12 protein-coding genes are annotated in these 12,814 nt (G+C 63.8%); all 12 read left to right on the plus strand.

All coding sequences use genetic code 11. From position 1 onward, the window contains the following. Positions 1 to 104 precede the first annotated feature (104 nt). Positions 105 to 1,202: a cobalt-precorrin-5B (C(1))-methyltransferase gene (locus M5C56_RS28665; RefSeq protein ID WP_103495213.1), complete on the plus strand. Its 1,098-nt coding sequence runs from the start codon at positions 105 to 107 to the stop codon at positions 1,200 to 1,202. Then, entirely contained in the window at positions 1,199 to 1,930 is a 732-nt protein-coding gene (locus M5C56_RS28670) for a cobalt-precorrin-6A reductase (protein ID WP_103495214.1), read from the plus strand. Before M5C56_RS28665 ends, M5C56_RS28670 begins: the two co-directional genes overlap by 4 nt. A 46-nt stretch (positions 1,931 to 1,976) precedes the next feature. Continuing rightward, a complete protein-coding gene (locus M5C56_RS28675) occupies positions 1,977 to 2,300 on the plus strand; it encodes a transcriptional regulator (RefSeq protein ID WP_103495215.1) in 324 nt (107 codons plus the stop codon). Positions 2,301 to 2,446: 146 nt separating this feature from the next. Then, complete coding sequence (locus M5C56_RS28680) at positions 2,447 to 2,848, plus strand: DUF2946 domain-containing protein (RefSeq protein ID WP_103495216.1); 402 nt, start codon at positions 2,447 to 2,449, stop codon at positions 2,846 to 2,848. Between the two features lie 48 nt (positions 2,849 to 2,896). Next, on the plus strand, positions 2,897 to 3,391 hold the full coding sequence (locus M5C56_RS28685; protein ID WP_103495217.1) for a copper chaperone PCu(A)C: 495 nt from the start codon (positions 2,897 to 2,899) through the stop codon (positions 3,389 to 3,391). Positions 3,392 to 3,412: 21 nt separating this feature from the next. Continuing rightward, entirely contained in the window at positions 3,413 to 3,838 is a 426-nt protein-coding gene (locus M5C56_RS28690; RefSeq protein WP_103495249.1) for a DUF2946 domain-containing protein, read from the plus strand. A gap of 97 nt (positions 3,839 to 3,935) precedes the next feature. Continuing rightward, positions 3,936 to 6,056, plus strand: coding sequence for a TonB-dependent copper receptor (locus M5C56_RS28695; protein WP_103495218.1), 2,121 nt, complete (start codon positions 3,936 to 3,938; stop codon positions 6,054 to 6,056). Positions 6,057 to 6,145: 89 nt separating this feature from the next. Next, positions 6,146 to 7,528, plus strand: a complete 1,383-nt coding sequence (locus M5C56_RS28700; RefSeq protein WP_103495219.1) for a PepSY domain-containing protein — start codon at positions 6,146 to 6,148, stop codon at positions 7,526 to 7,528. A gap of 153 nt (positions 7,529 to 7,681) precedes the next feature. Beyond that, positions 7,682 to 9,802, plus strand: a complete 2,121-nt coding sequence (locus M5C56_RS28705; protein WP_103495220.1) for a TonB-dependent receptor — start codon at positions 7,682 to 7,684, stop codon at positions 9,800 to 9,802. Between the two features lie 34 nt (positions 9,803 to 9,836). Then, positions 9,837 to 10,625: an ABC transporter ATP-binding protein gene (locus M5C56_RS28710; protein ID WP_103495221.1), complete on the plus strand. Its 789-nt coding sequence runs from the start codon at positions 9,837 to 9,839 to the stop codon at positions 10,623 to 10,625. After that, complete coding sequence (locus M5C56_RS28715) at positions 10,622 to 11,572, plus strand: ABC transporter substrate-binding protein (RefSeq protein WP_103495222.1); 951 nt, start codon at positions 10,622 to 10,624, stop codon at positions 11,570 to 11,572. The genes M5C56_RS28710 and M5C56_RS28715 overlap by 4 nt, the downstream gene beginning before the upstream one ends. Beyond that, entirely contained in the window at positions 11,569 to 12,579 is a 1,011-nt protein-coding gene (locus tag M5C56_RS28720; protein WP_103495223.1) for an iron ABC transporter permease, read from the plus strand. Before M5C56_RS28715 ends, M5C56_RS28720 begins: the two co-directional genes overlap by 4 nt. Positions 12,580 to 12,814: the final 235 nt, after the last annotated feature.

The following is a 12,814-nucleotide window of genomic DNA, read 5'->3' on the forward strand; positions in this document are numbered from 1 at the left end:
GAGCTTGCTCGCGATGGGCGTCAACGATAACGCGGGGAGGCTGATACCCAGCGGTGCCTGGACTACCATCGCGAGCAAGCTCGCTCCTACAAAGAGCAATCGTCATGCGCGATGAAACCGCCGAACAGCCCGCCCCTCTGCGCAGCGGCCTGACCACCGGCAGCTGCGCCACCGCCACCGCCCTGGCGGCGGCACGCCTGCTGCTCAGCGGCATCAGCTGCGATGCGGTGCAAATCACCCTGCCCAAGGGCAAGCGTGTGGATATGCGCCTGGAGTTCTGTCGCCGCCATGACGACGGCGCCGAGGCCGGCACTATCAAGGATGCCGGCGACGACCCGGATGTCACCCATGGCGCCCTGCTCTACTCGCAAGTGCGGCTGATCGCCGAACCCGGCGTACGTTTTCATGCCGGAAAAGGCGTCGGCACCGTCACCCGCCCCGGCCTGGTCCTGGCCGTCGGCGAACCGGCGATCAATCCGGTGCCGCGCCGAATGATCACTGACCACCTGCTACAACTGGCCGCTGAACTGGACTACACCGGCGGCTTCTCGGTCACCGTCAATGTCCGCGACGGCGAGGCCCTGGCGCTGAAAACCATGAACCCGCGCCTGGGGATTCTCGGCGGGCTGTCGATCCTCGGCACCAGCGGTATCGTCCGGCCGTTTTCCTGCGCGGCCTATATCGCCTCGATCCACCAGGGCATCGATGTCGCCAAGACCAACGGTTACCTGCATATCGCCGCCTGCACCGGCAACGCCAGCGAAGACACCATGCGCCGCGTCTACAACCTGCCGGAAATCGCCCTGATCGAAATGGGCGACTTCGTCGGCGCCGTGCTCAAGCATCTGCGCAAGGTCCCGGTGGACAAACTGAGCCTGTGCGGTGGCTTCGGCAAGATCAGCAAGCTGGCGGCCGGGCATATGGACCTGCACAGCCGGCACTCAAGCATCGACCTGCCGCAACTGGCCGAATGGGCGGCCGAGGTCGGCGCCGACCAGGCCTTGCAGGACGCGATTGTCCAGGCCAATACCAGCCAGCAGGCACTGGCCATGGCCAGCGCGGCGGGCATCGCCCTGGGTGACGCGGTCTGCCGGCGCGCCCGCGACTTCGCCCGCAGCGTGGTCCCCAGGCAAGTGCAAGTGGAAGTCTTCGCCATCGACCGCCAGGGCGGTGTCGTTGGTCATGCCGGAGTGCAGTTATGAAACGCCTGTTGCTGCTTGGCGGCGTCACCGAGGCTCTGGCGATTGCCCGGACCTTGGGCCCCGAGCATATCTACAGCCTGGCGGGAGTCGGGCGGGTACCGACGGACTTGCAGTGCCAGGTCCGGGTCGGCGGTTATGGCGGTGCCGAGGGCCTGGCGCAATTTATTCAGGAAGAAGGCATCGACCTGCTACTGGATGCCACCCATCCCTACGCCGCGCAAATCAGCAGCAACGCCGCCACGGCCGCGCGCTTGAGCGGTATTCCCTGCTGGGCGCTACGGCGTCCGGCCTGGGTTGCGGAACCTGGCGACGACTGGCGCGAAGTGGCCGACTGGGCCGCACTGGTCGAAGCCCTCAAGCCCTTCCAGCGCCCGCTGTTCACCCTCGGCCGCGAGCCGCTGCAACATCTGGAAGAAATTCCCTCCGGGCAATTCTGGACCCTGCGTGCCCTCGACGAGTATCCCGGCAATGCCCGCTGCGAAGTGATCGGCGCACGCGGCCCGTTCCTGCTGGAAGACGAGCGCGCCTTGTTCAAGCGCCGCGCCATCGACGTGCTGATCAGCAAGAACAGCGGCAGCAGTGCAACCGAACCCAAGTTGCAGGTGGCCCGGGAACTCGGGATACCGGTGCTGATTCTCCAGCGCCCGGCATTGCCGCCGGTAGACCGGGAGTTCCAGACGCTCACTGAAACACTTGCTGCGTTGGCAAAGTATCTGCCACAAAAGTAACCTAAAGGTTACCTTCAAAGCGCAATGATCAATGTCGAAAAATCTCATGACCCTTACTCGCAGCTTCAAACAGACCATCGCCGAGCGGGCACAGCGTGACCCGGCATTCGCCCAGGCTCTGCTGGATGAAGCCGCCACCCTGTTTCTCAATGGCGAGCCAGAGATTGCACGGGTGATTTTGCGTGATCTGGTCAACGCCACCGTCGGCTTCGAGGGCCTGGCCAAGGAAACCGACAAGCCGAGCAAAAGCCTGCACCGCATGCTTTCGGCCAAGGGTAATCCGAGCATGGACAACCTGGCCGCTATCTTCAGTGTGATTCGCGCCACCCTGGGCGTGAAGATTGAGGTCCATGCCGTTCCGACCCTGTGACGGCATCCTGCTACGCTTGTGCACCAGGATCACCGACAAAGCCTACACAAGCTTGCGACCTTTCACCGCAGCTCACGCTTTTACTTATGAAGGACGTTCAGGCTAAATAACCCATCTGTTTGAAAACACTCACGGAAATCCTTTCCATGCCCCGACAACGGCTAGCCATTGCCTGGATCGCCTGCTTTGCAGTGCTGTTCAATCTGCTCGCCATGCCGATGTCCGGAGCCATGGCGCAAGCCTCGCAAGACTCGATCGCGGAGCAACTGTTGTGGGGCAGTTTCTGCTCGGCCAGTGGCACCCGCCTGGTGGCCATCGACCTCGGCAAGCTGGAACAGCAAACCCCGCAGAACGACGAGCATTCCAATATGCAGCACTGCTGGTGCTGTGCGGGCTTCGCCTCGTTGCTGGCGTTACCCGGCCATGTTCCACAGTTGCCGGTGGCCCAGGACGAAACCCGCCCGGCACGCCCCGTCACCCAGATCGACATCCCCACCCCGCGCCAGCAGTGGCCTTCGCTCAATCCCAGGGCTTCTCCGCTAGCCTGATTCACACCCACAGTCTGTGTGCGTCATGAATCGTTATGGAGAACCACCATGTTCAAGAATGCCCTGTTGCTGGCCGCCCTGCTGCTGCCCGCCTGTTTTGCCCATGCCCATGAATTCAAGGCCGGTGACCTGAGCATCACCCATCCCTGGTCCCAGGAACTGCCGCCCAACGCCCCGACGGTGGCGGCCTATTTCGTGATCCACAACCCGGGCAGCACGGCCGACCGCCTGACCGGCGTCGACAGTCCCATCGCCGGCAAGGCCGAACTGCATGAACATGTGATGCAGCTCGACCTGATGAAAATGCAGCAAGTCGCCAGTGTCGAGGTACCCGCCGGCGGTGAAGTGAAGTTCGCCCCCATGGCCTTTCATGTGATGTTGCTGGACCTCAAAGACCGCAGCCTCTTGCAGGATGGCAAGCACTTTGCGCTGACGTTGCACTTTGAAAAAGCCGGCGACGTGACCGTCGAGGTATCGGTACAGAAACAGCCGCCTGCCGGGACCAATGAGATGAGCCACATGGATCACGCGCCCGTTCAATAATCGACGACGCCCGTGAACGCCATGCACGCCGCACGCCTCAGGTCACCCCCCTCCCGCGCCCAAGTACGCGGCAGTTGGCTGAGCCTGTTCGCCATGCTGATGATCTTTATCGGACCGCTGATTTCCCAGGCGATGCCGATGGATCACCGCATGCCCATGTCGATGGGCATGGACATGTCGATGGAGATGCCCGGGCAGGCAGGCGAGGCCATGGCGCCCAGCGCCGACGAGCACCACGCCCCCAGCGCCGAGCACCATGCGCTATGGGAAAAATGCGGCTATTGCACCCTGCTGTTCAGTTGCCCGGCCCTGCCGCAGAACCCGAGTTTCGCCGCCCTTGACGGCCCCAGGCCGACGACCGCCGTCGCCACCCAGACCCGCCTGGGCCATGCCCGGCAAACCACCTTTCCCGGTGCCCGCACCCGCGCCCCGCCCGCGCTCCATTAAGCAGCGACCCACTACCCTCTCACCCGGCCCGCCTGGACTGTAACCCGCAGTTCCAAAGCGGCTGCCGTGTTGTATTCGCTTGAATGATGGAACGCTTATGTCCACTGCAAACACTCGCCTGCGCGCTGCCCGGGCGTCCTCCCCGTTCGCCCTGAACGAGGCCCGCGCCCGCCTGCGCCAGGGCACCGCGCTGATGTGCGGCGCCCTGCTCGCCCCTGCCGTCTTCGCCGCCGACACGCCAGAGGAATCCGCCCGGGAAATCGCCCCGACAGTCATTACCGCCATCGCCCCCAGCTCGCCGTTGACGGTGATCACCGACCCCAAGGACCCGCGCCAGCCGGTCCCCGCCAGTGACGGCGGCGACTACCTCAAGACCATCCCCGGCTTTGCCCTGGTACGCAATGGCGGCACCAACGGCGACCCGGTGCTGCGCGGCATGTTCGGCTCGCGGCTGAACATCCTCACCAATGGCGGCCAGATGCTCGGCGCCTGCCCGGGCCGGATGGACGCGCCGACCTCCTACATTTCCCCGGAAACCTACGACAAGCTGACGGTGATCAAAGGGCCGCAAACCGTACTCTGGGGCCCCGGCGCCTCGGCCGGGACCATCCTCTTCGACCGTGAGCCGGAGCACTTCGGCGAACTCGGCACGCGGGTCAATGCCAGCGTGCTGGCCGGCTCCAACGGGCGTTTCGACAAAGTCGTCGATGCCGCCGCTGGCGGCCCGTCGGGCTATGTCCGGGCGATCGGCAACCAGGCGCGCGCCGGCGACTACAAGGACGGCAATGGCGACCGCGTGCCCTCGCGCTACGACAAGTGGAACGGCGACGTCGCCCTGGGCTGGACGCCGGATGCCGACACCCTGCTGGAACTGACCGCCGGCAAGGGCGACGGTGAAGCCCGCTACGCCGGGCGCGGCATGGACGGTTCGCAGTTCAAGCGCGAAAGCCTCGGCCTGCGTTTTGAAAGGTCGAACCTCGGCGAAGTGCTCGACAAGCTCGAGGCCCAGGTCTACTACAACTACGCCGACCATGTGATGGACAACTACAGCCTGCGCCAGCCCTCCGGCACCGGGATGATGGCCGGCCCCATGGCCTCCAATGTCGACCGCCGCACCCTCGGCGCGCGACTCAAGGCCACCTGGCGCTGGGCCGACTGGCAACTGATCGGCGGCCTCGATGGGCAGACCGACGAACACCGCCAGCGCAGCAGCATGGGCATCGACACTTACGAGAGCCTGCCACGCAACCGGGATGCCGAGTTCCACAACTACGGCGTCTTCGGCGAACTGACCTGGTACGCCGCCGAGCGTGACCGCCTGATCAGCGGCGCGCGGCTGGACCGCGCCTCGGCCAAGGACTTTCGCCAGCGCATCGGTTCCGGGATGAGCGCCCAGCCCAATCCGACCGCCGGCCAGACCCGTGCAGACAGTCTGCCCAGTGGCTTCATGCGCTACGAGCATGACCTGGCCGACAGCCCGACCACGCTGTACGCCGGCCTCGGTCACGCCGAACGTTTCCCGGACTACTGGGAACTGTTCTCCCCCGACCAGGGCCCGAGTGGTTCGCTCAACGCCTTCGATGCCATCAAGCCGGAGAAGACCACCCAGCTGGATGTCGGCCTGCAGTACAAGACCGAGGACCTGGAGGCCTGGGCCTCGGGCTATGTCGGCCAGGTGCGTGACTTCATCCTGTTCAACTACCAGCCGGGAATGATGGGCACGACCTCCCAGGCGCGCAATATCGACGCGCGGATCATGGGCGGCGAGCTCGGCGCGGCCTATCGGCTGACGGCCAACTGGAAAGCCGATGCCAGCCTGGCCTATGCCTGGGGCAAGAACACCAGCGACGGCAAGGCACTGCCGCAGATGCCGCCCCTGGACACCCGCCTGGGCCTCACCTATAGCCGCGACAACTGGAGTGCCGGAGGTCTGTGGCGAGTGGTTGCGCGACAGAACCGCATCGATCTGAACGAGGGCAATGTGGTCGGCAAGGACTTTTCCAAAAGTGCCGGCTTCGGCGTGTTCTCCCTCAACGGCGCCTATCGGATCAACAGCCACGTGAAGCTCAGCAGCGGCGTCGACAACCTGTTCAACAAGGCATACGCCGAGCACCTGAACCTGGCGGGCAACGCCGGGTTCGGCTACCCGGCCAATGACCCGCAAGCCATCAACGAACCGGGGCGCACGTTCTGGACCAAGGTGGATATGAGTTTCTAACCGTAACTGTGGCGAGCGGCGTCCCGACAAGCCCGCTCGCCGCACTGTCACCGTATATCCAATGACTGATACCTTGCGGAGCGCTCCTGATGAGCCAACCTAAAATCTCCTTCTACAACCTGGCCTGGCGCTGGCATTTCTATGCCGGGCTGTTCGTTGCGCCGTTCATGGTCCTGCTGGCCCTGACCGGGATCATCTACCTGTTCAAACCGCAACTCGACCCGCTGTTGTACAGCGACCTGATAACGGTCCAGGCCGGTCATCACCGCCTCAACGCCGACGATCAGATGCGCCGCATCGAGATGGCTTATCCACAGGTGCGGATCAAACAGTACCTGCCGCCGATCAACGCCGAACGCAGCGCTCAGTTCGTGCTGATTCGCGACGGTCGCGAGCTCAACGTGTTCCTCGACCCCTATCGCGGCAACATACTCGGCGAGCAGGATGCCAAGCTCAATCTGCAAGCCGTCGCCCGCGCCCTGCACGGCGAACTGATGATCGGCACCCTCGGCGATCGCCTCGTGGAACTGGCCGCCGGCTGGGGCGTGATGCTGGTGGTGTCCGGCCTCTATCTCTGGTGGCCACGGGGCCGTTCCAGTGCCGGCGTGCTCTGGCCACGCCTGAGCCAGCGCGGACGCATCGTCTGGCGCGACCTGCACGCCGTCACTGGGTTCTGGGGCGCCGGGCTGCTGCTGTTCATGCTGCTCAGCGGCATGACCTGGACCGGGGTCTGGGGCAAGCAGTACGCCGAGGTCTGGAACAGATTTCCCGATGCCATGTGGAACAACATGCCCAAGTCCGACCTCGAGGCCCGCAGCCTCAACGACGCGACCCGCCAGACCGTGCCCTGGGCCCTGGAAAACACGCCGATGCCGATGTCCGGCGACCATGCCGAACACATGAACCACGGCGCCACCTCAAGCGGCCCGGCAGCACCGGGCATCAGCCTGCAACAGGTGGTGGACATCGCCGCCACGCGCCAGGTCGAACCCGGCTACAGCATCACCCTGCCGACCACCGCCGAAGGCGTGTTCACCATCGCCGTGTTCGCCGACGACCCGCGCAACGACGCCACCCTGCATGTCGACCAGTACAACGGCAGGGTCCTGGCCGATGTGCGCTGGCAGCACTACGGCAATGTCGCCCGGGCCACGGAAATGGGCGTGATGCTCCATGAAGGCAAGCTGTTCGGAACGATCAACCAGCTGGTCATGCTGCTGGTGTGCCTGATGATCCTGCTCAGTGCCGTCAGCGGCGTGGTGATGTGGTGGAAGCGTCGTCCGCAAGGTGGCCTCGGTGTACCGCCGCTGCGCCACGACCTGCCACGCTGGAAAACCGCCCTGGTGATCATGTTCGCCCTGGCGATCCTGTTTCCCCTGGTCGGGGTCTCGCTGATCGTCGTCTGGCTGCTGGATTGGGCGCTGCTGTCGCGTCTCAAGGGCCAACCTGAATCGGCCTCATCTTCAACCTGAACAGGTTGAGAGGCGCATTCCAGAGGAGTCTGTAGACTTTTGACGAGAATATGTTGCAATTGCATATTGTTATAATATAACAATATGCGACATCCCTACTCGCAGTCCCTGGCTGCGGGTATCGCCTCTGAAGATAAGCGACTCCCTGTCCCGATGAACAAGTACCTCTTGCCCGGCCTCTGCCTGCTGGCGTTGAACCACGCCCAGGCCGACGGCACCCTGACCCTGCCCACCGGCACCATTACCGCACCCGCCGTCGACGACGAGCGCATCGACCTGAAGACCCCGACCACCGCCGGCTCACGTCTGGGCCTGACGGCACTGGAAACCCCCGCAAGCACCGACAGCCTGAGCGGTGAACAGATTCGCCAGCGCGGCGATATGAGTGTGCAGGATGCCGCATCGCGCAGCGCCGGGATCAGCCGTACCGGCAACCCGGGCGATGGCGGCACCTCGTTGCAGGCGCGGGGCTTTACCGGGCAGAACTCGGTGATGCAGTTGTATGATGGCACCCGGATGTACGCTGGTGCCGGCACCGTGACCTTCCCGGTGGACACCTGGTCGGTGGAGCGCGTCGATGTGCTGCGTGGGCCGGCATCGGTACTGTATGGCGAAGGGGCCACCGGCGCGGTGATCAACACCCTTCCGAAAAAGCCGTTCGAAGGCGAGATCGAAAACCATGTGCGCCTGGGCTATGGCTCCTACGGCAGTCAGCAAGAAGCCCTGGACAGCGGCGGTTCGCTGACGGACACCCTCAGCTATCGCCTCAATCTCAATCGCCTGAGCAGCAACGGCTGGGTCGACCGTGGCGATTCGAGCAGCAACTTCTTCAGCGGCGCCTTGCGCTGGCAGGCCAACGATGACCTGGTGTTCACCCTCTCCAGCGACTACGGCGACCAGGAGCCCACCGATTACTTCGGCGTGCCGCTGATCAACGGCCACTACCAGGAAAACCTGCGCTTCAAGAACTACAACGTCGGCGACGACAAGCTGCACTACAACGACCAGTGGACGCGCCTGCGCACCGACTGGCAGATCTCCGATACCGTCAGTTCCAGCAACGAGCTGTATTACCTCAAGGCCCAGCGTCGCTGGCAGAACGCCGAAAACTACAATTTCGACCCCGCCAGCCAGCAGTTGCTGCGGCAGAGTTTCCTGAGCATCGGGCACAACGAGGAACAGGTAGGCGACCGCCAGACCTTCACCTTCAAGCACAGTCTGTTCGGCCTCGACAGCCAGACCCTGACGGGCGTGGACGTCAACCGCATCCGTTTCAAGGACACCAGCAACTCGCCGTACAACGATGTGTTGCCCGATGGCCAGCCCATCGACATCAGCAATCCGCCCCCCGGGGTCTTTGAAAGCGCCGACCCATACCGTGACCAGTACAAGAGCACGACACGCCAGTTCTCGATTTTCGCGGAAAACCGCACCCAGCTGAATGAGCAGTGGTCGTTGGTAACCGGGGTGCGTCGCGATTATGTGCATCTGGAGCGTGACAACCTGGTCAATGGCAGCCAAACCGAAAAATCCCTGACCGGTAACAACTGGAAGGTCGGTCTGGTCTATGCCCTGACGCCAGACACGTCCTTGTACGGTCAGTACTCCACCAGCACTGATGGCCTCAATGGCCTGATCTCACTGAGCCCGGGCAACCAGCAATTCGGCCTGTCCACAGCCAAGCAGAGCGAACTGGGTCTCAAGCAGATATTCTGGGACCAGCGCGGCGAATGGACCCTGGCGGCCTATCACATCGTTAAAAAGAAGCTGCTCACCGTCGACCCGACCAACTCGCAGAACCAACTGCAAGTGGGGCAACAATCGTCCGACGGACTGGAAGCCAGTCTCGACCTGAAGTTGGCCCACGACTGGCAGTTGCAGGCCAATGCGTCGATTGTCCGGGCTCAATACGATGATTTCGACCAGAACGTCGGTAACGCCGTCGTCTCCTACGCGGGCAACCGCCCTACGGATGTCCCGCGTCGCACCGCCAACCTCTGGCTGAGCAAGGCGATCACCGATGACGTGCGCGCCGGGGCGGGCGTACGTTATGTGGATGCGCGTTACGCCGACCTGGCCAATACCGTCGAGCTGCCGAGCTATACCGTGGTGGACGCCAATGTCTCGTGGAAAGCCTTGCGCAATACAACGCTGGGTCTGCAATTGAACAACTTGTTCGATCGCCAATACGCCCTGAGCCAATACAATGACGGCCAGCAATGGATCATGGGGCAGCCGCGGTCGGTCTTTGTGACGGCGGACTACACCTTTTAAAGACAGAACCGAGTGCAACAACAATGAGTAACGAATGACCTCGCTGACCCTCACCGACCTCGCCTGGGTACCTCCCGGCCATGACCGCTGCCAACACCAGTTCCAACTGCGTGATGCCAACCTGCGGGTGGCGGCCGGTGAGTTCGTCGGCCTGATCGGTCCCAACGGCAGCGGCAAGACCAGCCTGCTGCGTTGCGCCTACCGCTTCAGCCAACCGGGACACGGCGAGGTCCTGCTCGCACACCAGAACGTCTGGAAACAATCGCCACGCTGGTGCGCCCAGCGCATCGCCGTGGTGCTCCAGGAATTCCCCGATGCCTTTGGCCTGACCGTTGACGAAGTGGTCGCCATGGGCCGCACCCCACACAAGAAACTCTTCGACGGCGACACCGAGGCCGACCGCCGACTGATTCGTCAATCCATTGAATCAGTAGGTATGCAGGGCTTCGAAGAGCACGCCTTCGCCACCCTCTCCGGTGGTGAAAAACAACGCGTGATCCTCGCCCGCGCCCTGGCCCAGCAACCGCAACTGCTGATCCTCGACGAACCGACCAACCACCTCGACCCGCGCTTCCAGCTGGAACTGTTGCGCCTGGTCAGGCAACTGAAGATCGGCACCCTGGCAAGCATCCACGACCTCAACCTCGCCGCGGCCTTCTGCGACCGGCTGTATGTGCTCCAGCACGGGCGCATCGTCGCCAGCGGCACACCCGCCGAGGTCCTGACCGTCGAGCTGCTGCGCGAAGTTTTCGGCGTCGAAGCGCTGATCGATACCCACCCACTCTCCGGCTACCCGCGAATCACCTGGATAACCCAACCATGAAGCTACGGCACCTGGCGCTCTGCCTCGGTTCACTGTTCACGTCCATGGCCGCCCTGGCCGAATCGACGCACTACCCGCTGACGGTCCAGAGCTGCAACCGCGAGGTGACCTTCAAGGAGGCGCCGAAACACGCGGTCAGCCATGACATCAACATGACCCAGATGATGCTCGCCCTCGGCCTCAAGCCACGCATGGCCGGCTATAGCGGGATCAGCGGCTGGAAATCAGTCACCCCGGAAATGGCGAAAACCCTCGACGGCCTGCCGGAACTGGCGGCCAAGTACCCGTCGGTGGAAACCCTGCTCAATGCCAACGTCGATTTCTTCTTCGCCGGCTGGGACTACGGCATGACGGTCGGCGGCGCCCTCACCCCGGCGACACTGACGCCCCTGGGCATCAACGTCTACGAGCTGACCGAGTCCTGTGCCTTCGTGATGAAACGCGCGGGTGCCAGCCTCGACGACACCTACAACGACCTGCGCAACCTGGGCAAGATCTTCGACGTGCAGGACCGTGCCGACGCCCTGATCGGCGAGATGCAGGCGCGGGTGGCCGCCGTGCGGAAAAACCTGCCGGCCGATCATCCACGAGTGTTCCTCTATGACAGCGGCGAAGACCGCGCCATGACCTCCGGCCGCCTGGCCATGCCCCAGGCGCTGATCGAAGCCGCCGGCGGACGCAATATCCTCGACGACGTCGATGCCAGTTGGACCCGGGTCAACTGGGAAAGCGTGGTGGAGAAGAATCCCCAGGTGATCGTGATCGTCGACTACAGCGAAGTCACCGCCGAACAGAAACAGCACTTCCTGGAGACCAACCCGGCGCTGCAGTCGGTGGACGCTATCCGCAACAAGCGCTTCGTGGTGATTCCCTATGTCGAGGCGACGCCGGGCATCGATAACGTCAAGGCCATCGAAACCCTCGCCAAGGCCTTTCACCCACAATGATGAACCGCCGCTATGGCTCGTTGCTGGCCGCCCTCGGCGCCTTGTTGCTACTGTCCTGCGTCCTCTCCCTGGGCTTCGGCCCGGCACGGGTGCCGGTGGATGTCGTGTGGCGGATTCTCTCGTACAAGGTGCTGGGCCTGGGCGAGGTGAACTGGAGCGCCGGGCAGGAGCATATCGTCTGGCTGATCCGAGTGCCGCGCATGCTTCTCGGCGTGCTGGTGGGCGCCGGGCTGGCGTTGATCGGCGCGGTCCTGCAGGCGGTCACGCGCAATCCCCTGGCCGATCCGCACCTGCTCGGCGTAACCTCCGGGGCGACGCTCGGCGCGGTGATCGTGGTCCTGCATGTGGGCGAGATCGTCGGCCTGCTGACCTTGCCCATCGCCGCCTTTATCGGTGCCCTGGCCAGTATGCTGGCGGTGCTCGCCATCGCCAGTCGCAACGGTCGGCTGGAGAGCGACCGGCTGCTGCTGTGCGGGGTCGCGGTGTCCTTCGTGATGATGGCGCTGGCCAACCTGCTGCTGTTTCTCGGCGATCATCGGGCCAGCTCCGCGGTGCTGTTCTGGATGCTTGGCGGCCTCGGCCTGGCGCGTTGGGAGCTGCTGCCGATACCGGCGGCGAGCGTGCTGCTGGGGCTGGTGCTGCTGGTGAGCATGGCCCGGCCATTGAACGCCCTTATGGCTGGCGAGCAGACTGCCGTGACCCTCGGCCTGAGTGCGCGCAATGTGCGCCTGAAGGTATTCCTGATCGCCTCGCTGATGACCGGCGTGCTGGTTTCCATCAGCGGCTCCATCGGTTTTGTCGGCCTGATGGTGCCGCATATCGCCCGTTACCTGGTGGGCGCGGAACACCGGCGCCTGCTGCCGGTGTCGGCGCTGCTGGGGAGCCTGTTCCTGGTCTGGGTCGATGTCGCGGCGCGGACCCTGATCGCGCCCGAAGACTTGCCAATCGGGGTGGCCACGGCGGCCATTGGCGGGTTGTTTTTTATCGGGCTGATGCGGCGCCGGTGAGGGCCTCTTCGCGAGCAAGCTCTGCTCCTACAGGTTCTGCGTCGTTCACAAATATAGTTGCTCGACACTGACACTGTAGGAGCAGAACTTGTCGGAGCCCCGGACCGTCGCGAAGACGGTATCAGCACCAATCTGGCACTCTCTGCGCACCGCAACGCCCATGTCGCCCCCGCTTGGTGCGACTGTTCAGACCAGTACCGCTCAAACACGACGGTTTCCTGCCTTTCCCCGACTG

This window comes from Pseudomonas sp. MWU13-2862 (genome assembly GCF_023242495.1).
Classification (GTDB): Bacteria; Pseudomonadota; Gammaproteobacteria; order Pseudomonadales; family Pseudomonadaceae; genus Aquipseudomonas; species Aquipseudomonas gingeri_D.

Bases quoted from the DNA above. Each gene is read 5' to 3' on its own strand.
- M5C56_RS28720 (WP_103495223.1), top strand. From the start codon at position 11,569: ATGATGAACCGCCGCTATGGCTCGTTGCTGGCCGCCCTCGGCGCCTTG.
- M5C56_RS28695 (WP_103495218.1), top strand. From the start codon at position 3,936: ATGTCCACTGCAAACACTCGCCTGCGCGCTGCCCGGGCGTCCTCCCCG.
- M5C56_RS28710 (WP_103495221.1), top strand. From the start codon at position 9,837: ATGACCTCGCTGACCCTCACCGACCTCGCCTGGGTACCTCCCGGCCAT.
- M5C56_RS28700 (WP_103495219.1), top strand. From the start codon at position 6,146: ATGAGCCAACCTAAAATCTCCTTCTACAACCTGGCCTGGCGCTGGCAT.
- M5C56_RS28690 (WP_103495249.1), top strand. From the start codon at position 3,413: ATGCACGCCGCACGCCTCAGGTCACCCCCCTCCCGCGCCCAAGTACGC.
- M5C56_RS28670 (WP_103495214.1), top strand. From the start codon at position 1,199: ATGAAACGCCTGTTGCTGCTTGGCGGCGTCACCGAGGCTCTGGCGATT.
- M5C56_RS28680 (WP_103495216.1), top strand. From the start codon at position 2,447: ATGCCCCGACAACGGCTAGCCATTGCCTGGATCGCCTGCTTTGCAGTG.
- M5C56_RS28715 (WP_103495222.1), top strand. From the start codon at position 10,622: ATGAAGCTACGGCACCTGGCGCTCTGCCTCGGTTCACTGTTCACGTCC.
- M5C56_RS28705 (WP_103495220.1), top strand. From the start codon at position 7,682: ATGAACAAGTACCTCTTGCCCGGCCTCTGCCTGCTGGCGTTGAACCAC.
- M5C56_RS28685 (WP_103495217.1), top strand. From the start codon at position 2,897: ATGTTCAAGAATGCCCTGTTGCTGGCCGCCCTGCTGCTGCCCGCCTGT.
- M5C56_RS28665 (WP_103495213.1), top strand. From the start codon at position 105: ATGCGCGATGAAACCGCCGAACAGCCCGCCCCTCTGCGCAGCGGCCTG.
- M5C56_RS28675 (WP_103495215.1), top strand. From the start codon at position 1,977: ATGACCCTTACTCGCAGCTTCAAACAGACCATCGCCGAGCGGGCACAG.